This is a genomic window from Streptomyces sp. NPDC050448 (assembly GCF_040655295.1).
Classification (GTDB): domain Bacteria; phylum Actinomycetota; class Actinomycetes; order Streptomycetales; family Streptomycetaceae; genus Streptomyces.
Genome location: NZ_JBFAJR010000019.1, coordinates 21342 through 46363, shown reverse-complemented (window position 1 = coordinate 46363; position 25022 = coordinate 21342). Strand labels below are relative to the sequence as shown.

The 25022-nt window shown below is 70.9% G+C and carries 22 protein-coding genes and 1 pseudogene; 7 read left to right on the top strand and 16 right to left on the bottom strand.

The annotated features are described in order from the left end of the window. Nucleotides 1-10: 10 nt before the first annotated feature. The 3 genes from AB0I68_RS22435 to AB0I68_RS22425 form a co-directional block, all read right to left on the bottom strand. Entirely contained in the window at nt 11-1345 is a 1335-nt protein-coding gene (locus AB0I68_RS22435; RefSeq protein WP_363179109.1) for an ABC transporter substrate-binding protein, read from the bottom strand. Between the two features lie 124 nt (nt 1346-1469). Beyond that, on the bottom strand, nt 1470-3152 hold the full coding sequence (locus tag AB0I68_RS22430; protein ID WP_363179108.1) for a glycoside hydrolase family 13 protein: 1683 nt from the start codon (nt 3150-3152) through the stop codon (nt 1470-1472). A gap of 239 nt (nt 3153-3391) precedes the next feature. After that, nucleotides 3392-4666, bottom strand: coding sequence for an ABC transporter substrate-binding protein (locus tag AB0I68_RS22425; RefSeq protein WP_363179107.1), 1275 nt, complete (start codon nt 4664-4666; stop codon nt 3392-3394). Nucleotides 4667-4834: 168 nt separating this feature from the next. Between AB0I68_RS22425 and AB0I68_RS22420 the strand changes: the two genes are divergently transcribed. Genes AB0I68_RS22420 through AB0I68_RS22410 form a run of 3 tightly spaced genes read left to right on the top strand, consistent with a single transcriptional unit; the run spans nt 4835 to nt 8450 of the window. Then, complete coding sequence (locus AB0I68_RS22420) at nt 4835-5341, top strand: PadR family transcriptional regulator (RefSeq protein WP_363179106.1); 507 nt, start codon at nt 4835-4837, stop codon at nt 5339-5341. Continuing rightward, on the top strand, nt 5338-6111 hold the full coding sequence (locus tag AB0I68_RS22415; RefSeq protein ID WP_363179105.1) for an ABC transporter ATP-binding protein: 774 nt from the start codon (nt 5338-5340) through the stop codon (nt 6109-6111). The genes AB0I68_RS22420 and AB0I68_RS22415 overlap by 4 nt, the downstream gene beginning before the upstream one ends. 2 nt (nt 6112-6113) lie before the next feature. Then, complete coding sequence (locus tag AB0I68_RS22410; protein ID WP_363179104.1) at nt 6114-8450, top strand: FtsX-like permease family protein; 2337 nt, start codon at nt 6114-6116, stop codon at nt 8448-8450. Nucleotides 8451-8732: 282 nt separating this feature from the next. Here the strand turns inward: AB0I68_RS22410 and AB0I68_RS22405 are convergent, their stop codons facing one another. From AB0I68_RS22405 to aac(6'), 7 genes and pseudogenes are all read right to left on the bottom strand, one after another. Beyond that, nucleotides 8733-9515 carry a crotonase/enoyl-CoA hydratase family protein gene (locus AB0I68_RS22405; protein WP_363179103.1) on the bottom strand — a complete coding sequence of 261 codons (783 nt, stop codon included), beginning with the start codon at nt 9513-9515 and terminating at the stop codon, nt 8733-8735. A gap of 95 nt (nt 9516-9610) precedes the next feature. Beyond that, on the bottom strand, nt 9611-10195 hold the full coding sequence (gene thpR, locus AB0I68_RS22400) for an RNA 2',3'-cyclic phosphodiesterase (RefSeq protein WP_363179102.1): 585 nt from the start codon (nt 10193-10195) through the stop codon (nt 9611-9613). A gap of 86 nt (nt 10196-10281) precedes the next feature. Further along, on the bottom strand, nt 10282-11049 hold the full coding sequence (locus tag AB0I68_RS22395; protein WP_363179101.1) for a DeoR/GlpR family DNA-binding transcription regulator: 768 nt from the start codon (nt 11047-11049) through the stop codon (nt 10282-10284). Between the two features lie 298 nt (nt 11050-11347). Next, nucleotides 11348-12082 (bottom strand): class F sortase, encoded by a 735-nt coding sequence (locus tag AB0I68_RS22390; RefSeq protein WP_363179100.1) that lies wholly within the window; start codon nt 12080-12082, stop codon nt 11348-11350. Nucleotides 12083-12108: 26 nt separating this feature from the next. Beyond that, nucleotides 12109-12945 carry a hypothetical protein gene (locus AB0I68_RS22385; RefSeq protein ID WP_363179099.1) on the bottom strand — a complete coding sequence of 279 codons (837 nt, stop codon included), beginning with the start codon at nt 12943-12945 and terminating at the stop codon, nt 12109-12111. Nucleotides 12946-13390: 445 nt separating this feature from the next. Further along, nucleotides 13391-13471: pseudogene (locus AB0I68_RS22380) on the bottom strand (VOC family protein); the annotation flags it as partial. Between the two features lie 363 nt (nt 13472-13834). Continuing rightward, nucleotides 13835-14308: an aminoglycoside 6'-N-acetyltransferase gene (aac(6'), locus tag AB0I68_RS22375; RefSeq protein ID WP_363179098.1), complete on the bottom strand. Its 474-nt coding sequence runs from the start codon at nt 14306-14308 to the stop codon at nt 13835-13837. Nucleotides 14309-14785: 477 nt separating this feature from the next. Here aac(6') and AB0I68_RS22370 point away from each other — a divergent pair, with 477 nt between their 5' ends. Both AB0I68_RS22370 and AB0I68_RS22365 read left to right on the top strand, forming a co-directional pair. Then, on the top strand, nt 14786-17287 hold the full coding sequence (locus AB0I68_RS22370) for a discoidin domain-containing protein (RefSeq protein ID WP_363179097.1): 2502 nt from the start codon (nt 14786-14788) through the stop codon (nt 17285-17287). A 177-nt stretch (nt 17288-17464) separates the two neighbouring features. Beyond that, nucleotides 17465-19075, top strand: coding sequence for a serine/threonine-protein kinase (locus AB0I68_RS22365; protein ID WP_363179096.1), 1611 nt, complete (start codon nt 17465-17467; stop codon nt 19073-19075). Between the two features lie 75 nt (nt 19076-19150). Here AB0I68_RS22365 and AB0I68_RS22360 read toward each other — a convergent pair whose 3' ends face one another. The 6 genes from AB0I68_RS22360 to AB0I68_RS22335 all read right to left on the bottom strand — a co-directional run bounded on the left by AB0I68_RS22360 (nt 19151) and on the right by AB0I68_RS22335 (nt 23277). Next, nucleotides 19151-19807, bottom strand: coding sequence for a contact-dependent growth inhibition system immunity protein (locus tag AB0I68_RS22360; protein WP_363179095.1), 657 nt, complete (start codon nt 19805-19807; stop codon nt 19151-19153). Between the two features lie 13 nt (nt 19808-19820). Further along, on the bottom strand, nt 19821-20120 hold the full coding sequence (locus AB0I68_RS22355; protein WP_363179094.1) for an RNase A-like domain-containing protein: 300 nt from the start codon (nt 20118-20120) through the stop codon (nt 19821-19823). Nucleotides 20121-20190: 70 nt separating this feature from the next. Beyond that, on the bottom strand, nt 20191-20745 hold the full coding sequence (locus AB0I68_RS22350) for a hypothetical protein (protein ID WP_363179093.1): 555 nt from the start codon (nt 20743-20745) through the stop codon (nt 20191-20193). A 13-nt stretch (nt 20746-20758) separates the two neighbouring features. Continuing rightward, entirely contained in the window at nt 20759-22549 is a 1791-nt protein-coding gene (locus AB0I68_RS22345; RefSeq protein ID WP_363179092.1) for an RNase A-like domain-containing protein, read from the bottom strand. Next, nucleotides 22549-22854: a WXG100 family type VII secretion target gene (locus AB0I68_RS22340; protein WP_363179091.1), complete on the bottom strand. Its 306-nt coding sequence runs from the start codon at nt 22852-22854 to the stop codon at nt 22549-22551. The genes AB0I68_RS22345 and AB0I68_RS22340 overlap by 1 nt, the downstream gene beginning before the upstream one ends. Before the next feature lie 27 nt (nt 22855-22881). Further along, a complete protein-coding gene (locus AB0I68_RS22335) occupies nt 22882-23277 on the bottom strand; it encodes a WXG100 family type VII secretion target (protein WP_363179090.1) in 396 nt (131 codons plus the stop codon). Between the two features lie 275 nt (nt 23278-23552). On the opposite strand from AB0I68_RS22335, the gene AB0I68_RS22330 reads away from it, so the two are divergent. Together AB0I68_RS22330 and AB0I68_RS22325 are read left to right on the top strand one after the other, a co-directional pair. Continuing rightward, nucleotides 23553-24455 (top strand): RNA polymerase sigma-70 factor, encoded by a 903-nt coding sequence (locus AB0I68_RS22330; protein ID WP_363179089.1) that lies wholly within the window; start codon nt 23553-23555, stop codon nt 24453-24455. Continuing rightward, the gene (locus tag AB0I68_RS22325) at nt 24436-24885 is read left to right on the top strand and encodes an SRPBCC family protein (RefSeq protein ID WP_363179088.1); all 450 of its coding nucleotides are present in this window, start codon (nt 24436-24438) and stop codon (nt 24883-24885) included. The genes AB0I68_RS22330 and AB0I68_RS22325 overlap by 20 nt, the downstream gene beginning before the upstream one ends. The last annotated feature ends 137 nt before the right edge of the window (nt 24886-25022 follow it).

Here is a 25022-nt window from a genome sequence, read left to right as displayed (position 1 = left end):
GTGGGCCGCCTCAGTTCCCGTACGCCTTGGCGGCGGCGGCCTCGAGCTCCGCGGCCGTGCCCTGCGGGTTCGACGGGTCGCGCAGGAAGTCCTGGAGGAGCTTCCATTCGCCCGCGCCCTTGGTGCCGCCGAACGCGGCCGGGGCCTGGTCCGACATGTCGAAGCGGACCGAGTTGCCCGCCGCGACCAGCGACTTGGCGGTGCTGCGGGTGGTGTCGTCGCCGTACGCGGCGAGGTCGACCTTGGTGTTCGGGGACAGGAAGCCGCCCGCACCGGCCCAGACCTCGGCGGCTTCGGGGCCGGCCAGGAACTCGAGCAGCTTCATGCCGGCCTTGCTGTTCTTGGCGCCCTTGAGGACGACGGCCGCGTCACCGCCGCTGACCACCGGCGTCGTGCCGCCGTCGACCGCGGGGAACGGGAAGAACTTGGCGTCCTCCCCGAGCTTCTTGCCGAACTGGTCCTTGGCGACCCCGCCGACGAAGTCGCCCTCGTAGACCATGCCCGCCTTGGGTTCGGGGCCGAAGACCTGCTCGACCGACGAGGGGAAGTCGGTGCGCAGCGCGGTCTGGGCGCCGCCGGCGACGAGCTGCTTGTCCTTGAACAGTTCGCCGAGGGTGGTCAGTGCCTTGACGACGCTGTCGTCGGTCCACTTGAGCTGGTGCCGGGCGAGCTGGTCGTACTTCTCGGGCCCGGCCTGCGAGAGGTAGATGTTCTCGAACCAGTCGGTGAGGGTCCAGCCGTCCTCGCCGGCTACGGCGAAGGCCGGGCGGCCGGAGTCGGCGAGGGTACGGCCGGCCTTCAGCAGGTCGGCGTAGCTCTTGGGCTCGCTGACACCGGCCTGGGAGAAGGCCTCGGGGGAGTACCAGACGGTCGACTTGTGGGCGGCCTTGAAGTACAGGCCGTAGTACGTGCCGTCGACGGTGCCGTAGTCCTTCCACACCGGAGCGAGGGAGGAGCCGGCCGTCTTGGCGGCCTGGTCGGACAGGGGGAGGAGCCAGCCCGCCTTGGCGAACTGCTGGAGCACGCCCACCTGGGGAACCATCACCACGTCGGGTGCGTTGCCGCCCTCGATCTTGCTTCCGACGAAGGTGGACACGTTGTCGCCCGAGGGGACGAAGACCGTCTTGGCGCCGGTCTTCTCGGTGAAGGCGTCCAGGACCTTCTTGAAGTTCTTCTGCTCGCTGCCGGTCCAGACACCGGCCACGGTCACGGTCTGGCCGCTCAGTTCGCCGCCGCCGCTCGCGGGTCCGGTGGTGCCGCCGCAGGCGGCGGCGCCGAGGGCGAGGACGAGGGCCGCCGATGCGGTGGCCGCGGTGCGCCGGGTGGTCTTGCTGGGTCGTCGCATGATGAGGTCCTTTTCGAGGAGGTCCGGGACTGTGCGGTGGGCCTGGCTCCGCTTGAAGGGGTTTCGCGCGGGGGACGGAGGAGCCAGGGGAGGGAGGCCGGATTCGCGTCGGTCTCCCGCGGGTTCACGGGGTCGGGCACTCAGCCGTCCACCAGGCGGCGGTCGCCGCGGGGAGCACACCGTCGGGACAGGGCCCGCTGGCGAGCAGCGGGGTCCCGGCGACCGGGGCGGGCACCGGCTCCGTGCCGAAGTTGACCGCGCAGATCAGGCCGTCGCCGCGGGCGATCGCCAGCACCTGCGGGGGTGCGTCCAGCCAGCGCAGGGTGCCCTCGCCGAGCTGCGGCAGGCTGCGCCGCAGCTGGAGGCCTTCGCGGTAGAGGTGCCAGAACGAACGGGTGTCGGCCAGGGCACGGTCGGTGGCGTGCTCGGCGAACCACTCGGGCTGCGGCAGCCACGGTCTGGCGTCGGCCACGCCCTGGCTGAAGCCGAACGGGGAGGCGTGTCCCGACCAGGGCAGCGGCACGCGGCAGCCGTCCCGGACGTGCTTGCGGCTGCCGGTGCGGTGGAAGATCGGGTCGGTGAGGACCTCGTCGGGCAGGTCGATGACCTCGGGAAGGCCGAGCTCCTCGCCCTGATAGACGTAGGCCGCACCGGGCAGTGCGAGCATCAGCAGGGCGGCCGCGCGGGCCCGGGCGGCTCCCAGTCCGCTGCCCCCCACCCCCGGTTCGCCCGCGTACCGGGTGACCGTGCGGACCTGATCGTGGTTGTTGAGCACCCAGGTGACGGTGGAGCCGGTGCCGGCGATGTCGCGTATCGCCTCGGTGATCGTCGAACGGAAGGCGTCGGCGTCCCAGGGCGCGCTCAGCAGGTCGAAGAAGAAAGCCTGGTGCAGTTCGTCGGGGCGGACGTACGCGGCGTGTTCGCGCGCCGTCGGCACGGACACCTCGCCGACCAGCAGCCGCTCGTGGCCGTCCCGGGCGGCGTACTCCTCGCACACCGAGCGCCAGCGGCGCCACACGGCGTGAACCTCGGGCTGGTTCCAGGCCAGCTGGTTGACGGCGTCGCGGGCGCGCTCGTCGGCTCCGGGGTCGTCCGAGTCGGGCAGCTCGGGGTGCTTGAACAGCCCGGCGGCGACGTCGATGCGGAAGCCGTCGACACCGCGGTCCAGCCAGAAGCGCAGCACCCGCTCGAAGTCGTCGCCCACGGCCGGGTCGCGCCAGTTCAGGTCGGGCTGCTCGGGCGTGAAGAGGTGGAGGTACCACTCTCCGGGGGTGCCGTCGGGCTCGGTGATCCGGCTCCAGGCGGGACCGCCGAACATGGCGCGCCAGTTGTTGGGCGGCTCGGCCCCGTCCGGGCCGCGGCCCGGCGCGAAGTGGAAACGGGAGCGCGGCGCGCTGCCCGGCGCCGCGGCGAGCGCGTCGCGGAACCACGGGTGCTCGCTCGAGCAGTGGTTGGGGACGATGTCGAGCAGCAGCCTGAGCCCGAGGCGGCGGGCGTCGGCCACCAGCCGGTCGAACTCGGCGAGGTCGCCGTAGACGGGGTCGACACCGCAGTAGTCGGCGACGTCGTATCCGTGGTCGTGCTGCGGCGACGGATAGAAGGGGCTGAGCCAGATGCCGTCGACACCGAGTTTCCTCAGGTAGGGCAGCCCGGCCCGTACGCCGGCCAGGTCGCCGATGCCGTCCCCGGTGCTGTCGAGGAAGCTGCGGACGTAGACCTGGTAGATCACCGCGTCGCGCCACCACGGGGCAGATGCGGCGGTGGTGCGGGAGGGGTGGCCGGTGTCGGCCGGAAGGGTGCTGAGCATCTCGCGTCGACCTGTTTCTGCTGAATGCGAGAGCGCCCCGGATCGGTGCGCTGTTATGCATGCATGTTAAGTAGCAGCGACAGGAAGGTGTCAACGATGTGTCCAGAAACAGCGAAAAGCTGGGGTGGTTTGTACCGAAGTGCCCACATGCACGACGAAGGGTCTCTACTTAACATGTAAGTAGAGACCCTGGGGGTGAGGTGAGGAGGTGAGGGGAGGCGAGGAGCAGAGGGGTGTGATCAGCCCGTGCGGGAGATGGCCCCGAGTTCGCGCGCAAGCCGCGCCGCCGCCTGCTCCGGCGTCTGGCGCAGCGCCATCACGTCCTGCGCCACGGCCTGCACGGCGAGGCTCACCTGGTCGTAGCGCGGACTCTTCGGCCGTGGCACCGCCGACAGCACGCTCTGGCGAAGCGTGGGCAGGTACGGATACGCGCGGATCAGCTCGGGGTCCTCGTACAGCGCGGCGCGCACCGGTGGCAGCGAGCCCTCGGTGAGCACCTTCCGCTGGACCCGTTCACTGGTGAGGTAGGAGATCAGATCGGCCGCCGACGCCGGATGCCGCGCACGGCTGCTCACGGCGAGGTTGGAGCCGCCCAGCACGCTGGTGCCGGGCCCGTCGGGTCCGGGCAGCGGCACGGCGCCGAACCGGCCCGCGACCTTCGACCCGTTCGCGCCGGCGTCCGCGTACACGTAAGGCCAGTTCCGCAGGAAGAGCAGCCGGCCGTCCTGGAACGCCTGCCGCGACTCCTCCTCCTTGTAGCCGAGCGCGTCGCGCGAGATCCAGCCGTCCCGCACCCCGTCCGCGAGGAACCGCAGGCCGGCGCGCGCCGCGTCGGAGTCCACGGTCACCCGGGCGCCGTCGTCGCGCAGGATCGAACCGCCCGCCGAGTGCACGGCCTCGGTGACGTTGACGGTCAGCCCCTCGTACGGCAGGAACTGGCCGGCATAGCCGTCCAGTCCGTACTTCGGGGCGATCGTGCGGGCCTGCCGGACCAGCTCGGCCCAGGTCTGCGGCGGTTTCTCGCCCTCCCGGTCCAGGATGTCCTTGCGGTAGTAGAGCAGTCCCGCGTTGGTGACGTACGGGACCGCGTACAGCCGGCCGTCGAAGGTCGCGGTGTCGACGACCGGCCGCAGGAAGGCGTCCAGGGGGAAGCGGTCGCGTTCGAGCGGGGAGATCCATCCGGCCGCTGCGAACTCGGACGTCCAGGCGACGTCGATGTTCAGTACGTCGAACCGGTCGCGGCCCGATCGCAGTTCGCTGATCATCTGGGCCCGGGTCTCGTCTGCCGAGTCGGGCAGTTCGACGAGCGTGACGCGCTCGTCGGGATGGCTGCCGTTCCAGTCGTCGAGAAGCGGGGACAGGTAGTGGGTGAGATCGCCCGCCGTCACGAGCGTCAGGGGGCCGCGTCCCTCGGCAGCCACGCCCGCATCGGCGCGGACGCCGAAACCGGCGTACCCCGCCAGCACGACCGCCCCGACCAGGAGAGCTCTACCCGCGGCACGCATCCACCGCATAGATTCCTCCCAGTGCACGATCCGGCTGCGCCGCCGACCATCGTGGCCTATATATACCCGTTAGGCATGGGCGATACTAGATGCCCAGGCAGACAAGACGGACGGCGGCTCCACCCGGTCCGCTGCCGAGTGAACAGTTGACTACGGAGCGGGAAGGAGGGGGAGCGAGTGCGGCTGGCGCTCCTTGCGCTCCTCACCCGTAGCCCTGCGCACGGTTACGAGCTGAAGCAGGACCTTGAGAAGCTCCTGGGCGCCGCGTACCCTCAGCCCAACGTCGGCCAGATCTACGTCACCCTCGGCCGGCTGGAGAAGAGCGGCCTGATCGAAGGCGAGGACGTCGAGCAGTCGGGACGGCCCAACAAGCGCACGTACAGGCTGACGGATGCCGGGCGCGAGGCCGTGCTGGCCTGGTTCGAGGACACCGCCGAGGAGCCCCGGGTACGGGACGAGTTCTTCATGAAGCTCGCACTCGCGCCGAGGTCGGGTCTGGCCGATCCGATCGTGCTGATCAACAAGCAGCGGCGGCAGTACCTCAACACCATGCGGGACCTGTCCAAGCTGGCCGCGGCGGAGGACCGCGACAACAAGATCTCCCAACTGCTGATCGAGGGCGCCATGCTGCACCTGCAGGCCGACCTCGACTGGCTCGAACGCTGTCAGGAGGAGCTGGAATGAGCGACGACGCCACCACCGCTCCTGCCGTGCCCATCGTCCGAGCCGAGGGCCTGACCAAGACGCACCACGGCGAGGGCGTGCCGGTGCATGCCGTGCGCGGGGTGGACCTGTCCGTCCAGCCGGGCGAGTTCGTCGCGGTCACCGGACCGTCGGGAGCCGGCAAGTCCACGCTGCTGCATCTGATCGGCGGCCTCCAGCGCCCCGACAGCGGGCAGCTGTGGCTCGGCGGAGAGCGGGTCGACGCGTACCGCGAGGCCCGCTGGGCGGTCCTCAGGCGCCGCAGCATCGGCGTCGTCTTCCAGTTCTTCAACCTGGTCTCCAACCTCACCGTCGCGGACAACGTCGAACTGCCCGCCCTGCTCGCCGGCGCCTCCCCGAAGGCCGCCCGCGCCTCCCGCGCCGAACTGCTCGCCGAACTCGGCCTCGAAGGCCGCGAGCGGTCGATGCCCGGCGAGCTGTCCGGCGGCGAACAGCAGCGGGTCGCGCTCGCCCGCGCCCTGGTCAACCACCCCACACTGCTGCTCGCCGACGAACCGGCCGGCAGCCTCGACAGCAAGGGCACCCGAGAGGTGCTGAGGCTGCTCTCCCGGTTCCACCAGCGCGGCCAGACGATCATGATGGTCACCCATGACGCCCGGATGGCCAGCGCCGCCGACCGCGTCATCAGCTTCTTCGACGGGCGCATAGCCGACGACGCGCAGCTCGGCGGCGGACGCCGCGGGCCGGCCCGCGGCGTCTCCGGCGTACTGGACCTGGAACTGAAGGAGTGACCGTGCGGGCCACTCTGCGCTGGGCGCACGCCGACTTCCGCGCACACCGCGGCGAAGCCCTCTTCGTCGTACTGGCCAGCGCCGGGATCATCGCCTCGCTCCTGCTGGCCGGAGCGCTGTTCAGCTACGCCGCGAACCCCTGGCAGCGGGTCTTCAACCAGTCCCACGGCGCGCACATCTGGCTGCACACCGGCGCCGGGGCGGACATGGCCGCCCTGTCCGGCGTGGACGGGATCGCAGCCCTCTCCGGGCCCTACCGCACGACGGCCACGACGGTCGAGTCGCGTGGCGCGCGGGTCGGGGTGACGCTGCGCGCGGCAGCGGCGGCGCCCCCGGAAACGGGGCGGCCGCTCGTCACCGCGGGCGGCTGGCTCGCCCGGCCGGAGGACGGGGCTCGCCCCGGCACCGGCACCGCCGCCGTCGTGCTCGAGGCCTCGGTCGCGCGGGCGCTCTGGGCGGAGCCGGGCGACACGGTACGGGTCACCGGGCCTGACGGCGCCCCGCACGTACTGCAGGTGAGCGGGATCGCCGAGGTGGCCGAGCCCCGCTACCACCCGGGCGGCGGTCCCGGTATCGGCTGGGTGCTCGCCGGCACCCTCGACGAGATCGCTCACGGCGACACCGGGCAGAGCGTGGGCCTGCGCCTGGAGGATCCGGACGACACCGACTTCATCGTCCAGCGCGCCGTCACCGTCCTCGGTGCCGACCGGGTGGCCCAAGTCACCAAGTGGCAGCAGGCACGGGCCGAGGCGGGCGGCGACGACCGGCTCCTCGGGCAGATGTTCGCCGTCTTCGGGCTCGGTGCGCTGCTCGCGGCGGCGCTCGCCGCGGCCGGAGCGATCGGTGCCCGGGTCCGCGGCCAGCTGAGGGACATCGCCGTCCTCAAGGCCGTCGGCTTCACCCCCGGCCAGGTGGCCCGCGGCTTCCTCGTACAGCATCTGGCCTTCGCGCTCCTCGGCGTGGCCCTCGGCACGGCGGCGATCGCCCTGCTGGGCGCCCGGATACCCGGGCGGATCGGGGAGGCGGCCGCGGTGTGGCAGGACCTGCCCGGCCACACCGCGCTCATGATCGGCGTCCCGTGCGGCGCGGTGCTGCTGATCGCGGCTGCGACCGGCCTCTCGGCGTGGCGGGCCGGACGGGTGCCACCGGTGCCGGTGGCCCGCGCCGCGCTGCCGTCCGCCGCGCCGATGACCGCACTGGGCAGGCGGGCTCTCGGGGTACGGGTGCCTCCCGCCCTGGTCCTGGGGTGGCGGGCGGCATTCCCGCGGCGCGGCCGGACGCTCGTATCCGTGGCCCGGCTCGCCCTGCCGCTGGTGCTCATCACGGTCGCGCTCGTCGCCTGGTCGACCCTGGACCAGTTCCGCAGCCGGCCCGCACAGATGGGACTGCCCGCGGCGCTGACCGTACGGGCCGAACAGCCCGCCGGGTCGTCCGACGCGGAACTGGAGAAGACCCTCGCGGCGATCCCGGACATCGCCGCAGTCCATCCGGGCGCCGAGATGGCGGCGCTCGTGCCGGGGCAGACCGGCACCATCACGCTCCGCGGGCTGGGTACGACCCGGGACCCGTACCCCTCCAAGGTGGTGGAAGGGCGCGCGGTCGGCGGTCCGGACGAGGCCGTGGCCGGGCAGGGGCTGCTCGATCTCCTCGGTGTGCGGGTCGGCGCGTGGGTGCGGATGACCGTCGAGGGACGGCCGCAGATCCTGCACCTCGTCGGACGCACCATCGAACCCGACTCCGGGGGCCGGGTGATCACCACGACGATCGACGCGCTGCGGGAGCGCGATCCGGGGCTGCGGCCCGACTTCCACGCCCTGGTGCTGCGCAAGGGCGCGGACCCCCGGGAAGTGAGCGCCGCGCTCGCCGTGGCGGCGGGTGGAACGCTGGAGGTCCGGGAGACGCCCAATCCGGTGGACCGGCTGGAACCGGCCCGGGGAGTGATCGCCGCCCTGATCGCGGTCCTGGCACTGATCGGGCTGACCGAACTGCTGACGCTGATCAGCACGGGCGTACGCGACCGGGGCCGGGACCTGCTCGCGCTGAAGGCGATCGGGCTGACGCCCCGGCAGATCGGCTCGATGATCGTGACGGCCGCAGGACTGACCGCGCTGGCATCCGCCGTGGTGGGGACGACGGTGGGGGTGCTGTCCGGCAGCTGGCTGGTGGACAGCCAGGGCGCGTCGAGCGGAATCGGCGCGGGCATCGCACAACTGCCACCGCTGCCGGTGCTGTTGGCGGTCGTCGTCGGAGCGGTGCTGGGCGCGGTGGCGGCGGCGACGGTGCCGGCGACCCGGACGGCGCGGCGCAGGCTGGCGGACTCGCTGAGCGAGACGCTCTGACCCTCCGCCGCGAACGCCGACCAGCGCGCTGTCGCCGTCACCGCCGGCCTCGACCGGACCGTACGGGTGTGGGACATGACGACCCGGCGGCAGGAGGGCGCACCGCTCAGGGGCCACACGGGGCCAGGTCCGGGACGCGGCCACCCCCGGCCCGCGCCCGGCCCGGCAGCCGGCATCGGGCGGTGCACGCCGAACCCCGCCCCCGGCCCCCGCACCCGGAGATCCCCACCGGCCGACGGCTGCTGCGCCCTGCCACGGCCCGCCCAGCCCGGTACGAACCGCTCACTCCCCGAACGCGCCGTGCCGCCCCGCGCCCGAGGCGAACCGGCCCGCCCCCGCCTGGGTCTCGCCCGCGGCCAGCGGCACCAGACCGTGCCGGTACTCCCCGGCCAGCGCCTCCGCCTCGCCCAGACCGTGCTGTTCCAGGACGGACAGCCGGTCGTGGCGCAGGCACAGTTGGGGAAACGAGGCGATCTCCCGGGCCAGCGACTCCGCAGCCCGGCGGGACTGCCCCGCGGGCACCACACGGTTGGCGAGCCCGATTCCGTGCGCCTCGGCGGCGGTGACCGGACGACCCGTCAGGATCAGGTCCATGGCGCGGCTCTCACCGATCAGGCGGGGCAGCCGCACCGTACCGCCGTCGATCAGCGGCACGCCCCAGCGGCGGCAGAACACGCCGAAGACCGCGTCCTCCTCCACGACCCGCAGATCGCACCAGAGCGCCAGCTCCAGGCCCCCGGCCACCGCATGCCCCGCGATGGCCGCGATCACGGGCTTGCCCAGCCGCATCCGGGTCGGCCCCATGGGCCCGTCCCCCGAGGCGAGCACCCGGTTGCCGCGCTCGGTGCCGATGGCCTTGAGGTCGGCGCCCGCGCAGAAGGTCCCGCCCTCGCCCCAGAGCACGGCGACGGCCGCGTCCTCGTCGGCCTCGAACCGGCGGAAGGCATCGGCGAGCCGTGCCGCCGTCGGACCGTCCACCGCGTTGCGGACCCCCGGTCTGCTCAGGATCACCGTGAACACCGGGCCGTCCCGCTCCACCCGTACCGAGGCGCCCTCGTCCACCATGCCGCACCCTCCCGTTCGCCGGCCTCCATTGTGCGGGAGGGTAGCTCTTCGACCCCGTCGGCTGACGGGGCACGGGGCGCTCCGTTGAAGGGGTTTCAGCGCTGACCGGTGAACTCCCAGGCCCGGATGTCGCGGTAGTGGATCGGTCCGGGGCCGCGGCCTATGTTGCTGCCGACCAGGTGGAGGCGCTCGGCCGGCCACCGGCGGCCGGTGAACGCGGTGAGCGTGGCGGCGGCTTCCACCGTGCTGGAGGAGTCGCTGCGGCGGGAGCGGGCCAGCGTCAGGTGCGGGCGCAGCGGCCGGTCTTCGAAGGCGATACCGCATTCCTTGACGACGGTACGCACCTGGGTGGTGAGCAGATGCAGTCCTTCGAGTTCCCCGTCGATCCCGCTCCAGAGCACCCGCTGGTCGAAGTGTCCGCTGCCGCGCAGTGCCAGCTGCAGGGGACGGTGTGCTGCGGCGAGGGCGGCGAGCGGCGGCTGCAGGAGCGGGACCGTGGCGACCGGGAGTTCACCGAGGAAGGCCAGGGTGATGTGCCAGTCCTCGATGCGGTTCCACCGCATGCCCGGGTAGGCGCGGTAGGCGGGCCGCAGTTCCCGTGCCAGTTCCTCCTTGGCGTCGTCGGGCGGGGCGAGGGCGATGAACACGCGGACGGTTGCGGACTGGATCTGTTCGTTCACGAGGGACTTCGTACCGCACCCCGGCCGATCCGGTCATCTTCTGTCCGCTGCCCTGCGTGCGGCGGGCCTTGTGGTGGGCGTTTCGGTCAGTCGTCTGCCGGGTGTACCACTTCGACGCCGTGGTCGCGTAGTTCTTTGACTGTGGGGGAGTTGTCGGGTGCGTCGGTGACGATGAGGGCGATCTGTTCCATGGGGCAGATGCGGCCGAGTGCGGTGCGGCCGAGTTTGTCGGCGGTTGCGACCAGGATGACGCGTTGTGCTGCGGTTACGGCGGCTCGTTTCACTTGGACGTCTTCGAGGTTGTAGGCGGTGGCTCCCTGGGTGGGGTCGACGCCGCAGCAGCCGAGGATGAAGGTGTCGAAGCAGAGGTCTTTGAAGGTCTGGACGGGTGTGTGGCCGTAGAAGGAGAGTTCTTCGGGGCGTACCTGGCCGCCGGGCATGAGCAGGTGGATGCCGGGGTGTGGGGAGAGGGCGAAGGCGGCGTGGAGGGAGAGCGGGGTGACGGTGAGCTGGCGGTCGGCCATGGCTTTGGCGATGGCCACGGCGGTGGTCCCGGTGTCGAGGGCCACGGTTTCGCCGTCGGTGAGCAGGTCGACCACGGTGTGTGCGAGTCGTTCCTTGGCCTGTGCTGCGGACATGGCGCGGATGGCGTAGGGCGGTTCGACGCCGCCGGGCAGGTTGCTCACGGCGCCGCCGCGTACCCGGCGTAGTGCTCCCCGGGATTCCAGTACTTCCAGGTCCCGGCGGATGGTCATCTCGGACGTGCCGGTGGCCTGGGCCAGCTCGGACACGGTCGCGCGGTTCTGCTGCATGAGCAGACCCACGACGAACTTGTGCCTTTCCATCACGTTCATGTGTCTGCTTTTAGCACAGGAAGGGTGTCTTGGACGCGTTCTGCACACATCATCTGTTGAAAGTCACATTGCCCATGCGCCTGATGAGGCATGCACATGACTAAGCCCAGTGCTCGTGGGCGAAGCCGATCGCGTGTGTGTCCGGCCTCGTGCAGCGCAGTGGCCGTGCCCGCTCCGGCCCGTCGTGGCGGGACACGAAGACCTCCGTGCGTGGTGCGGAGCCCAGACGCCTCCACCACGCCGGAGGTCTTCGCCGTGACCAAGACCCGACGACTGCCGGCAAGTCCTGCTGCCCGTGCTAAGCGGTGCCCGTCATGCTGGCGAACACGACCACGTTGCTGTCGTAGTAGTGCTTCTTCGGGTCGAAGTCGCCCCCGCAGGTGACCAGGCGAAGGCCTGCGTAGTCGAGGTTCTTGTAGACCTCGAGCGTGGGGAACTGGGCCTTCGGGTACTCGGCCACCCGGTCCACCGTGAACGTGGCCGTCTTGTTGTCCTGCCGGGTCACCTTGATCGTGTCACCGGCCTTCATCGTCTTCAGCTTCTCGAACACGGCCGCCGCGCCGTTCCATGTGACATGGCCGGCGATCACGGCCGGCCCCTGGGAGCCGGGCGTCGGCCCCGGCTCGTACCAGCCCGCGAGAGCAGGGTCCTTCGGGGTCTGCATCGATCCGTCCGCGTTCTGCCGCAGCGTCTCCAAGGAACTGGACAGGCCGAGGGACGGGATGGAGATCTTCTGCGGCTCCGACCGGGCGAGGGCGGGCTTGGCCTGGCCCGCACCCGAACCACTCTGCGCCCCGCCCTCCGGCGACGCGTGGTGGCCGCCGGTGGACGCCTCGCCGGTGGGAGTGCCTCCGGCGCCGCCGCTCGCCGGCGCCCCGCTCTGCGGGGCCTGCCCCTGGGGCGCGGAGGGCGCCGCCGGGCCCTGGCCCCCGCACCCCGCGAGAAGCAGCGTGGTGAGGGCGGCGGCGGCCAGGGGGACCGCAGCCCTGCGGCGGCGGGGCCGCACGGTGGACACGGCGGATGCGGTCAGCATGGCCGGTGCGGAGCTTCGGCCGGGATTCACGCAGCGGCCCCCGTGGTCTCCGTACGGACGGGGACCACGGCGGCCCGCCTCCGCGCGACCAGGAGCGCACCGGCCGCAGCACCCGCCACCGCCGCGGATACGGCGAGCACCGCTCCGGTGGTCGCCGTTGCCGGCGCCGCCACGCTCTGCGGATCACCGCCACCGGTCTCGATGCCGCCGACCGGAATGGATCCCACGGACGCGCCCATGACCATTCCGCAGTTGGTCGGAGCCGTGGCCTCCTGGGGCAGCTTCGGGTCGAGCTCGCTCTTGCCGGCCCCCTCGAAGTCGTACTTGTTGTTCTTGTTGCGGTCGATGCCGTGCTGCACGATGTGCAGGTCCTTGATGTGGTCGACCACATCCTGCGCCACGGTGATCGTCCGCTTGTAGGAGAGCTTGCCCTGCTTGTCGGCGACGGGCATGCGCTCCACGGCGAGACCGCTGGTCGCCTTGGTGTCCCCGGACGTGGTGAGCGAGATGTTGATGTTGCCGTAGTCGACCGTGGCCTCCGTGTTGCTGAGGATCCCGTCGTGGTTGGTGTCGTCGCTGGCGTCCGGGCAGTGGAAGTCGTGCCCGTTGGTCGAGCCGTGCAGGTGCTGGGCCGAGGGCTGTCCGGGCACCATGCCCTGGGACTCGATTTGCACGGTCAGCTGGTTGCCGTTGAGGCTGAGCATGGCCGTACCCCGGGAACCGGAGTCATTGAGCTGCGCCAGGTCGATCTGGTAGGCCTTCCCGCCCTGCGCGAGAGCTGGGCCGGACAGCCCCAGGGTCAGGAACACAGCGGCGGGCGCGGCGGCGAGCACCACGAGGCGACCAGTGCGCTTGACTATCACATTCGCTCCTGTTCCGCGGGTTCCCGTGAGGGGGAATCGCAGATCGTACGGGGTTGACGTGAGCTCCCGGAGAGGGTCTCGCTGCTACTTCGGGGCGCCAACGCCCTTGGATTGGTGGTTCTTTGAGGAATTTCCCGGATGGTCGACAGTCGGCACCCTGACCAGCGACAACGTTCCGGGATTGGGGCCGCCCTTTCCGGGCAGGCCCGGTGCCTCTGCTGCTCTGGACCTGAGGATCGAAGCGACGAGCCGGTATTCGTCCGCAGACGCGTACACCACAGAGAAGGAAACGGGCTTCAGTACGACGGCGCATTCACGCACACCACATCCACCACCTTCGACGTAATCCCGACCGCTTGGTTCGGTCCGGCCCTTTTTAGTCGATCACGCGGCGGCCGAACGGATACTTACCCTCTGATGCTAAGAACTCGTCACGCGGGAGACCCGGGTCGGCCGGGCACGTCCACGGGACGTCGCCCTGGCCCACGTGGGCGGGCGTCGCGCCGAGAGCCTGGAGACGCGCTACGGGTCCAACGAAGGTGGTCGCGCCGGCTCAAGGCGCGCCTCAACCCGCTCTGACGGCCCTGTGTCGCCGTGAGGACTGGCGGCGTCGCTGCCCACGCCAGGCGTACCGCTCGCCGAGCTCGGTGCGCATCGCGGTCTGATCGTGCATCCGGCCGGGTCGGCTGGCTCCGGACCACAGGGTGCGGCGACTCCCGTCGCGTCTGCCACGCCGGGGCCAACTCCTTGATCAAACCGCCGAGATGTGCACGGGAGATGCCGGTGAAGGCAGCATGGGACAAGGCCGCACGGGCCCACTTCGTCTGCACAGCCGAAGAACTGGTGCGGCCCGCATCACGTCACGCCCGGTGTACTCGGCGCCGACCGGTCAGATCAGCTCCTCGGCAAGCAGATCCATAAGCAGTCCGTCCTGCCAGGTGCCCGTCCGGTGGTCGCGCCAGTAGGCCCGCATGATCCCCACGGGCTTGAACCCGACCTTGCCGTAGCTGCGTATCGCCGCGGTGTTGGCCGCGGCCGGGTCAATGGTCAGCCGATGATGGCCGCGTTCGTGCACCAGCCACCGGGCCAGGGTGCGTACGGCGTCGGTGCCGAGTCCCTTCCCGTGATGCCCCGCCGTCAGGAAGATGTCGATGCCGGCATGCCGGAACTCGGCGTCGGCTTCTTCCTCGAACTGGATCGCTCCGATGACCTCGCCCTCGAAGACAACGGCGAGCATGCCCTCGAAGTCGTCCGGAGGCGACCACCACGCCGCGACTTCCGGCTCCCGCACGATCCTGTCAAGGACCTCCCCGTCACCGACGGCCACCGACCGCAGCACGACCTTGTCCCCACTCAGCTCCATGCCCCTCAGTATCCCCCGGAGACGGAAGCACGCTCAGAAGCATGACTCGTTCAGTAGCCGACCACGTCGTGAGCGCCGGTCGTCACATGGCGACCTTGAGTGGTGGATCACGGTCGGGTGATACGCCGCGATGAACTGTCCGATGCCCGAGTGGGAGTTCGTCCGGCCGCTGCTGCCCGAGTTGGCGGGAAGCGCCCGAGCGGGCAGCGAGTCCGCCGTCCGGCTCACCCGGCACGAGCCGCGGGCCCCGCCTCCCTCCCGGCCCACACCGCGCGATACCGACCCTGGCCGGCTGGGCCGTTAAGCCTCCCGCCATCCGCTCCGGCGATGCGGCTTCGCGCCAACTCTCCGGCGTTTCGGGCGAGTTGGGGCATGCCTGACCTATGTTCCATGGGGTACGCCAGTTCGCCCCAGGAGGTCAGATTGCAGTACAGGCGACGCTTCCTCGCCTTTCCCCGCGTGTTACGCCGTTCCCACGTGCTCATCGCGTTCGGCCTCGGCTCGCTGCTGGTCGGTTTGATGCCGTGGCTCGGGGTCGCGGGCCCGGCAGCGGCCGGCCGCGCCCCGGAGCCCCGACCCGCACCCGTTCCCTTCGACCAGCAGACGGCGAAGCAGTCGCCGCACCACGGCATCGCACCGGCGAATGCCATGGAACCAACTGCTCCGGTTCTCGACCGGACCGGCTGGACGGCCACGGCCGGCGACGAGGAGACCAGCGGCGAGAACGGCCGCGCCGCCAACGTGCTCGACGGCAACACCAGCACCATCTGGCACAGCGCATGGTCCGGCACCCCCGCCCCGTTGCCGCACAGCATCACCATCGACATGCATCGCACGGCCGTCGTCTCGGCACTGCTCTACCGCCCCCGCGCCGACGGGGCCAACGGGCGCGTCGGCGAGTACAGCATCAGTGTCAGCGCGGACGGACAGAACTGGGCGAGCCCCGTCGCCTCGGGCACGCTGGCGGACGACGGCAGCGCCAAGACGCTCGGGTTCGCCCCGCAGGGGGCTCGGTTCGTACGGCTGACGGCGCTCACCGAGGCCGGCGGCCGCGGGCCCTGGACCTCCGCCGCCGAGATCAACCTGCTGGGCGACCCCGGCACCCCCGCGGCCACCGTCGACCTGTCCCGGACCGGCTGGACGGCCACGGCCGGCGACGAGGAGACCAGCGGCGAGAACGGCCGCGCCGCCAACGTGCTCGACGGCAACGACAGCACCATCTGGCACAGCGCATGGTCCGGTACCCCTGCCCCCTTGCCGCACAGCATCACCATCGACATGCATCGCACGACGGCCGTCTCCGCCCTCGTCTACCACCCGCGTACGGACGGGCCCAACGGCCGGGCCGGCGCGTACACCATCACCACCAGCACCGACGGCACTGCCTTCGGCGCGCCGATCGCCGCGGGCACCTGGAAGGACGACGACACCGTCAAGACCGCCACCTTCACCCGCACCGAGAACGCCCGATTCATTCGTCTGACCGTGACCACCGAGGCCGGCGGCCGCGGCCCGTGGACCTCGGCCGGCGAGATACGCCTGAGCGGACCGGCCAGCCCGGCCGTCCACGGGAGCTGGGACCGGATCACCGGCTTCCCCCTGGTGCCCGTGGCCACCGCGGCCCTGCCCGGTGACAAGCTGCTCGCCTGGTCCGCGTACGCCGTCGACCGTTTCGGCGGCAGCAACGGCTACACCCAGACGGCGATTCTGGACCTGAAGACCGGCAAGGTCACGCAGCGCCGCATCGACAACACCGGCCACGACATGTTCTGTCCCGGCATTGCCATGCTGGCCGACGGCCGCGTGCTCGTCACGGGGGGAAGCAACGCGGAAAAGGCGAGCATCTACGATCCGGCCACCGACGCCTGGTCCGCCACCACCAGCATGAACATCGCCCGCGGCTACCAGGCCATGACGCTGCTCTCCACCGGTGAGGCCTTCGTCCTGGGCGGGTCCTGGAGCGGACCCGCGGGCGACAAAGCCGGTGAGGTCTGGTCGCCGGACACCCGTACGTGGCGCACGCTCCCGGGGGTCTCGGCCGTCCCGGCGCTGACGGCGGACCCGGCCGGACCCTACCGGGCCGACAACCACATGTGGCTGCACGCCACTTCGGGCGGCAAGGTGCTGCAACTGGGCCCGAGCAAGCAGATGAACTGGATCTCGACCAGCGGCCAGGGCAGCATCACCTCCGCCGGCACCCGGGCCGACAGCCAGGACGCCATGACCGGCAACGCCGTCTCCTACGACATCGGCAAACTGCTCACCCTGGGCGGATCGCCCGCCTACGAGAAGACCCCTGCCACCCGGCGGGCCTACACCGTGAGCATCTCGGGCAGCCAGGTCCAGGCAGACCGCACGGGCGACATGGAACACGCCCGCGCCTTCAGCAACAGCGTCGTCCTGCCCGACGGCAAGGTGGCCGTCTTCGGCGGGCAGGCCTATCCGGTGCCCTTCAGCGACGCGACCTCGGTTCTCGCCCCCGAGCTCTGGGACCCGTCGACCGGCAGCTTCACCCCGCTCGCCACCATGGCCATCCCGCGCAACTACCACAGCGTGGCCAACCTGCTGCCGGACGGGCGGATCTTCTCCGGCGGCGGGGGCCTGTGCGGTGACTGCGCGACCAACCACGCCGACGGGGCGGTCTTCACACCGCCGTACCTGCTCAACGCGGACGGATCGCCGAAGCCGCGTCCCGTCATCACCGCGGGCGTGCCCTCCAGGACAGCCCCCGGCACGTCGCTCACGGTGAGCACCCGGGCCCCGGTGGCGTCCTTCGTCCTGATGCGGGCAGCGGCCGCGACCCACTCCGTCGACAACGACCAGCGGCGGGTCCCCCTCGCCTCCACGGCCACGGGAACCGGCACCTACACGGTGTCCGTACCCGCCGACACCGGTGTGGTCCTGCCGGGCACCTACATGCTCTTCGCCCTCGACGCGCAGGGGGTACCGAGCATCGCGAAGTTCGTCACCATCTCCTGACCCGCGAGCGGTGTCCGGCCGTCGAGCCGGCCGGACACCGCCGCGACACCAGGATGCGCCGGCGCCGGCGGCACAGGACCTGGTGGCCCTCCGGCCCCGGAGCTCGTCATATACGTTGGCCCACCGGAGGGTTCGTGCTGTGCGGCCCGGCGCATGGTCATGGGGACGGGGGAGTCGGTGGAGTCTTTGCGGCCCGGTGACCTGCCGGAGATCGGGGGGTACCGTCTGCTGGCGCGGCTCGGCGAGGGCGGAATGGGCGAGGTGTTCCTGGCCCGGACGCCGTCCGGCCGGCCGCTGGCCCTGAAGACCGTGCACCGGGAGCTGAGTCAGGAGCCGGACTTCGCCGAACGGTTCGCCCGGGAGATACGCACCAACGACCGTGTGCGCAGTGCGTGGACGGTCTCGGTGGTGGATTTCAGCCCGCCGGGGGTGTTGCCGCAGTGGCTGGCGACGGAGTACATCGCCGCGCCGTCGCTGGGCGACTGGGTACACCGGTACGGGCCGCTGGCGGCACCGGCCGTGTGGTGCCTGGCCCGGGAGCTGTCAGCCGCACTGGTCACCGTACGAGCGGCGGGGGTCGTCCACCGCGACATCAAGCCGGCGAACGTGCTGCTCGGTCCCGAGCGGCCCTTCCTCATCGATTTCGGCATCGCCCGCACCGTGCGCGACCCGCGCCACACTCAGACGGGCGCGGTCATCGGCACGCCCGGCTACCTCGCGCCGGAGCAGGCGACCGGCGCCGTGGCCGCGGCGCCGGCAGACGTGTTCTCTCTCGCCGCGGTCCTCGTGTACGCGGCAACGGGCCGCAGTCCCTTCCTGGCGCACGGCGAAGAGCTGCAACTTCCGGCCCTCCTGTACCGGATCGTTCACGACGAGCCCCTGCTCGACGGCGTGCCCGAACCGCTCCTTCCGCTGGTGCGGGAATGCCTGGCCAAGGACCCCGACCGGCGCCCGACCGCCGAGGAGGTACGGTCGCGGCTCGGCGCCGCGCAGGACGAGGACTGGAGCAGGGCGGTGCCGCCGGCCCTGGCCGCGGACGTCGGGCGCCGGGAGGCTGAACTCCGGCGACTCCTGACCGCACCGCAGCAGCCTGCGTACGCTCCGGCGGGGACCGGCGCGTCCCCGGTTTCCCCGCCGCCGCCAGCCCTGCCCGCTCCCATCGCGCCGGTGCCGCCGTCCACGGCTCCCGGTACGCCGCTCTCTTCTCCCCTTTCTGCAGGGAGCCGGAGCGGGTGGACGGCCCGGCGGCCCCCGGTGATCGCCGCCGCCGGTGCCGCCGTTCTCGCGGCGGTCGTCACGCTCGCGATCCGGCTTCCCGGGGGAGACGACGGTGGCAGGGAGTCTCCCGCCGCCTCGCTCGCTCCGTCCGCACCGTCATCCTCCGCGGCGGCGATGCCGGCGTCGTGGGTCGGCACGTGGTCCGGCACCGGGCCCGGAACGCCGGACGCGGACGGCATCTCCCGGGCGAAGACGGGTGGGTTCGCCGTCACGGTCACTCTGAACGCCGGGGCTGCGGGCGACATCGTGGGCCGGCAGGTCAGCGACGTCAAGGAGGTCTCCAGCGGGCGCAATCTGGGGTGCACGGAGGCCCTTGAGCTGCGGCAGGTCAAGGGGAACACGGCGGTCTTGGTGGCGGCTACCAGCCATCCGACCGACCGCGCGGCCACCTTCGACTGCCCCCGGGGCAACCTCTACGTGCTGACCCTCGAGGAACCGGACCGGCTGACGCTCGCATCGGAAGGGGCACAGTCGGCCGGAGCTCCTGCGGCCCTGACCCGCATCCGCTGACCCGCATCCGCTGACCCGCATCCGCTGACCCGCATCCGCTGACCCGCATCCGCTGATTCGCGGGCCGGCGGACTGTCAGGTGCTTGCCAGGGTCATTGCGACCGATTGGAACCATGCGCCGTACGAGAACGGCTCCGGCGGGGAGACTTCCATGCCGAGTTCGGCAGCGGCCAGGGCGTAGTCGGTTTCGTCCAGGGGGAGGGCGAGGAGCTCGTGGAGTTCGCCCACGAGGCGGGCGATGAGCTGGGGGTCGGTGCCGGCGGCGTAGTCGGCAACCGCGGCCTCGTGGTCGGGGAACTGGTCGACGATGTCCTGGGAGAACCAGCCGCCCAGCAGCTGTGCGGTTTCCGGGAAGCGGGCGTGCCACTCCCAGTGGGTCTGCGGGGTGGCCGGCGGCGGGACCTCGCCGTTCTCGATGCTCGCCTTGAGGTGGTCGGCGAGCAGCCGGAGCCAGTCGCCGATCGCGGACTCGGGCATGCCGGTGTCGGGGATGGCGTAGTACTCGCCGAGGCCGATCCGCAGGCGGCCCGGGGGGTTGCGGCTGTACTCGCGCAGCTGGCGCTCCGCCTCCGCGATCGCCCAGGGCCGGTTGTGCCACGTGTGGCGCAGGTACGCGTCCAGTGCGCGGCTGCGCTGCTCGGCGGTGTCGTCGGCGGCCCGGCCGAGGTAGGCGCGCATGACCTGGTCGAGCTCGCCGTAGCGCCGGTCGTGCTCGAGGGGTTTCATTGGCACAGTCGGGCTGCCTCTACAGGTAGAACGGGAGAGTGGTCTGGACGGCGAAGCCGTGTGGGCTGGCGGGCTCGCGGCGCAGTACGACGCGGGCCGCCCGGACGTCGACGGGCTCCTGCCCGGCGAGGAGCATCGCCTCGAGCAGCACCCGGCCGACGGGCTCCTCGCGGGACGGCCAGGCGGCCTCGATGGTGAGGCGGGCCCGCGTCCCCTGGGCGAGCCAGCGGTGGATGACCTGCTCGTTGGCGGTCACCACCTGCTGGGTGGCCCACTGGGCGGTCTCCCGGTCGGGGTAGGAAGCGGAACGGGTCAACATGGGTTCATCCTCTCAAAGCACCCCTCCCGCGGATGCGGTGCGTCCATTTCGGGGCTTGCCGCAGGGTCGCTCAGTAGTCTGCGAAGTTCCAGAACAGCCCGACTTCGGTGGCGGACACGACGACCAGACCGGTGTCCTCGGAGTAGACGGTCACCGGCCTCCAGGCCTCGCGAGGCGCGCCGAAGTCCAGGGTTCCGCTGTGTGCGGTGATGTTGGTGTGACAGGTGATCGTGTCGCCGTAGCGCGCGAGGACGGTGCGGGCCACCTCGCGCATCTCGTCGGGGCTCTCATCGAACCGATCGAGGTTCCGCAGGGTGCAGCCGTCGTCGGTGAGGGCGAGCAGGAGGTCCTCCGCGCTCGCCCGGTCGATCTCGAAGAGCCGTTCCGCGAGGGTCTCCGCGGTGAGCTCACGGAAGGGATGGGCGGGCCGCACCGTCCGTTCGGGGTCACCTGCGTGATCGTCGAGCCCGGCCCAGCCGCGCGGGTCGGGGACGGCGTGCTCCATGACGGCGAGCACATCGGCACGCCAGTCCCGGTGCATGCGGGGGCCGCTGGCGACGTACGCGAACGCATCCTCGTAAAGATGCCGTACGGCAGATTCCCAGGACGCCTGGTCGACGGACATGTACGGGCCTTCCTCAGGGGTTGTAGGGCATCGAGGTCATGATCGTGAACGGCGGATTGCGGTTACCGTCGTACCTGATCCTGGTGTCTATGCCCTTCACGTCGATCGCCTTGGCGTTGATCCCGCCCTGCTTGTAGCCGGACATCGGGTCATTGGGGTCCGTCGGCTGCTTGCTCACGCTGCGGCCGCTGTTCTCGCCGTTGGGCGCCGTCCCGTAGAAGGACTTCACGTCGCCGTCGGCCGGGGGCGGCGGACCCTTGATCCATGCCTCGATGTCCGCGGAGTTGTGGTTGAGGTTGTACTCGGTGAGTTCCTGGGCCCTCGCATAGTCCGGGAAGGAGGAGGAACTTCCGATCTTGGGCTTTCCGTAGGGCCAGGAAGTCGTCGGGCTGCCCTGCTGCTGGTCGCGCAACCGCTGCGCCAGCTGCGCGTCCGTCTTGCCGACGTGCTTGTCGAGCGTGTGCCCGTCCCCCATCCACTCGTTGGCTCCCAGGTCCAGCGTGTACTTGCCGGTGGCCGAGTCGATCTTCAGCCAGGTCTGCGAGTCCTTGAACTGTTCCAGGGAACGCGCACCGAATCCGTGGGCACGCGCGACGCCGGCCTCGAACTTCGGGGCGCTCAGGTCGGCTTCTTCCAGGGCGGACTTGAGGGCGTCCATGCGTGTGGTGAGGCCTCTGAGGGTACCGGTGTACTTGTCCACGATCTGGTTCAGCTTGGCCTTGTCGAGGTTCAGGATCGTGTTGACGTCGAACTTCAGCACGAGCCCTACGCCCTTTTCGACCACATTGGTGACCGTGCTGATGACGCCCTTGATGCTGTGGTCGTCCTTGGCCTTCTCCATGTCGTCGAGGATGTCCTTGGCCGCCTTCTTGAGGGCCCTCTTGTACTCCTCGAAGACATCGTGGTTCAGCTCGACGGCGGCTTCCGCGTACTCGCGCAGAATCCCACTGATCTTGTCGGCCGTGTCCTTCAGCACGGTCATCACCGGCTCGCTGCCCGTGGGAAGGCGGGGCGTGCCGGGGCCGGAGTTGGCGGTCTGGGCCCACTGGTAACCCTGCCGGGACTGGCCCCAGGCCGTCGCGCCCCACAGCGCGCTGCAGAAGGTCCGCATGGCGGCTTCCCAGTCGGCCTGCTGGTGGTTGGTGATCGAGCCGAGGGTCATGGTCAGGTTGTCCGCGACCATGGTCAGGCAGATCGATGCGCCCTCCCAGCTGTGGCAGAGCGAGTTGAGGTAGTGCTGCTGCGGGAAGGGGTAGACGTCCGCCACCTTGCCGAGGCGGAAGATGTGCTTGGCGACCGGCTGGAGGATGTCCCGGACGATCTCCGGTATGCCCTCCATCGCGCCGCGCAGGAAGTCGTCGCCGCCGTCGTCGTCGCCCCACTTGATGTCGGGAACGCCGGCGAAGACGGGCGCCTTGTCGATGACCGTGGGCAGCGGCCGCTGCTCCGGGGGCTGGCCGGGCTTGGGGTGGGCGGCCGCGTCGGCCTTGGTGTAGGCGTTGGCGGTCTCCGTGAAGCCGACCGCGACGCCGCCGACGCTGAGCACGCTCTTGCCCCAGACCTTCAGCCAGAGGTTGCCGATCTTCATATACGACTGGGCGAATGTGCGGGCGTCGTTCCCGGCGCCTCCCGCGTCGGGGTACTTGTGCAGTTCGTCCAGGAGCTTGTTCGCACGGCGCATCAGGGCGTCCTGCTGGGTGGCGACCCGGCCGGAGACGCTCCACAGGTCCTTCGGCTTGACGTCGATCGCGCCGCTGCCGCCGGGCTGCTGCGCCGGGGCGGGGCCCGGGGTGGGTCCGGCCATCAGGCGCCGCCTCCCCAGCCCTGCAGCACGGATTTGTTCGCCGCGTCGTAGTTGAGGTGCCCCTTGACCACGACTTCGTGGAGCCAGGCCTGGGCGGCCTTGAGGTCCCGGGCCGAGCGGTCCCACTTGTCCAGCTCGTCGATGAAGGCCTCGCGGGCCTCGCCCTCCCAGCCCAGAACGGCCTTCTTGGAACGCCCGTAGAGCAGGTCCAGCTTTTCGTTGAGAACGCGGAGGATTTCCTCCAGGTCTCCCGACAGGCGCTGCAGGGTGGCGAAATTGACGGTGATCCGGTCGTCGTCCGGCATGGTGGTGCTGATCCCCCGTGTTCGTTCTCAGATGTCCATGAGGCGGCTCTGCGGGCCGGCCGGCCCCGGCTGAGGGTCCGGCACGGTCAGTGCGCGAGCGGCCGCGGACACGTCCTCGGTGTTCTGCACCCGCTTGAACCGGGCCAGGATCTCCAGTTCCTGCTCCGTGAAGCCGTCGCGGGATGCCCGAGTGGCCTCCTCCAGGAGGGAGAGCACCTGCCGGATCCGCACGGCATCCTCCGCGACCCCTCGGTGCAACGAGCGGTACGCCGTGGCCGTGGGGCCCTGCCAACCCGCCGCGATGCCGTCGACCACCGCGTCCATGCGGCGGACCTGCTTCTCCAGGTAGCGCTGCATTTCGTCGAGGTCGTCGGCAAGCGTGGTGAGGTTGCTCTCCGATACCTGCAGATCGCCGTCTGCCATGTGTGCTCCCCCGTCATGAGCCTTGCGCACGTGTTCCGTTGTCTGCATTGATCACTTTAATGGATGGCCGAAAAGTGCATTCCGGAGCGTGCCCGAGCCCTGGCGCGGCGAACTCGGCAGCTGCGCGAGCCTCGGCCGGCGAACCCGCATCGTGACGTGAATCACAGCGGTGGGCTGTCACGGTTTGTCGGCGCGGGGTGTCTCGATGGGCATCCGATGAGAGGAGCAGGGTGTGATGCCGAGGTTCCGACGCAAGCGGATGGCGGGGGTGGCCCATGGCTGAGGACGCCTTCACCGAGCACCGTCCGCTGCTGTTCACCATCGCCTACGAGATGCTGGGCAGCGCCACCGACGCCGAGGACGTGCTCCAGGAGAGCTACCTGCGGTGGAGCACGGTCGACCCGGCCACGGTCGAGCATCCGCGCGCCTACCTGGTCCGCACGGTGACCCGTCAGGCCCTCAACCACCTGCGCGCGGTCAGGGTGCGGCGCGAGGAGTACGTGGGCACGTGGTTGCCCGAGCCGATTCGCACGGCACCCGAGGTGAGCGACGACGTGATCCTGGCCGAGTCGGTCTCGATGGCCATGCTGCTCGTCCTGGAGACCCTGAACCCGACGGAGCGCGCGGTGTTCGTGCTGCACGACGTGTTCGGCTACACCCACGCCGAGATCGCCGCCTCGATCGGCAAGACCGAGGTCACCACCCGGCAGACCGCCCACCGCGCACGGCGGCACGTCCACGCGCGGCGGCGCCGCTTCGAACCCGACTCCGATGCCACCCGAGAGATCGTCCAGCGATTCCTGCTCGCGGCGACGACCGGCGAAGTCCAGGCGCTGATGGACCTGTTGGCGCCCGACGTCGTGCAGATCTCCGACGGCGGCGGGAAGGTCGTCGCTGCCCGCCGCCCGATCACCGGCCGCGCCGACGTCGCCCGGTTCGTCCTCGGCGTGATCCGTACCACCACGGCGGCGACCAAGGTCGAGCACGCCACGTACAACGGCATGCCCGCGGCGCGGTTCGTGACCGACGGTGAACTCGACTGGCTGGTGGCATTCGAGATCCACGACGGCCGGATCGCCGGCCTCTACGGCATGCGCAACCCGGACAAGCTGCACTGCGCCGAGACCGTGCTCCCACTCGACCGAGGAGGTCACCACCGTGGAAACCATGACCGTTGAACGCGTCATCGCCGCCCCGATCGGGGATGTTTTCGCCTGGCTCACCACGACCACCAACTACACGAACTCGCCCTTGATCGTGCGCTGCCGCCTGACCCGGCACGGCGAGGCCGCGCCCTACGGGGTCGGTGCGATACGCAGCCACCTCTGGCTCATCGGCTGGTTCCGGGAACGCATCACCCTCTACGACCCGCCGTACGCCACCGAGTACGTCGTAGAGCGCAGCCTGCCGCCGTCCCGGCACGAACTCGGCCGTATGACGTTCACCGAGGTCGACGGCGGCACCCGGGTGCGCTGGACCACCCGAGCCGAGATCCCCGTCCCGTTGCTCGGTGCCGCCCTCACCCGGCGCCTCGCGCGGCCGATCATCACCCGCACGTTCCGCAACATCCTCGACACCGCCAACACCGCGCTGGCCCAACACCCGTGACCGGCACCGGGCATGACGACCCGAGGGCTCCAAGAAGGGAGACGCCCCCGCCGGCACTGCGCCCGCAGGCGTTCATGGTGTCGGGGGGCAGGTCTCCGGGCCGGCGCCGCAGCGTCGGTCGAAGGAGCGCTGTGCCG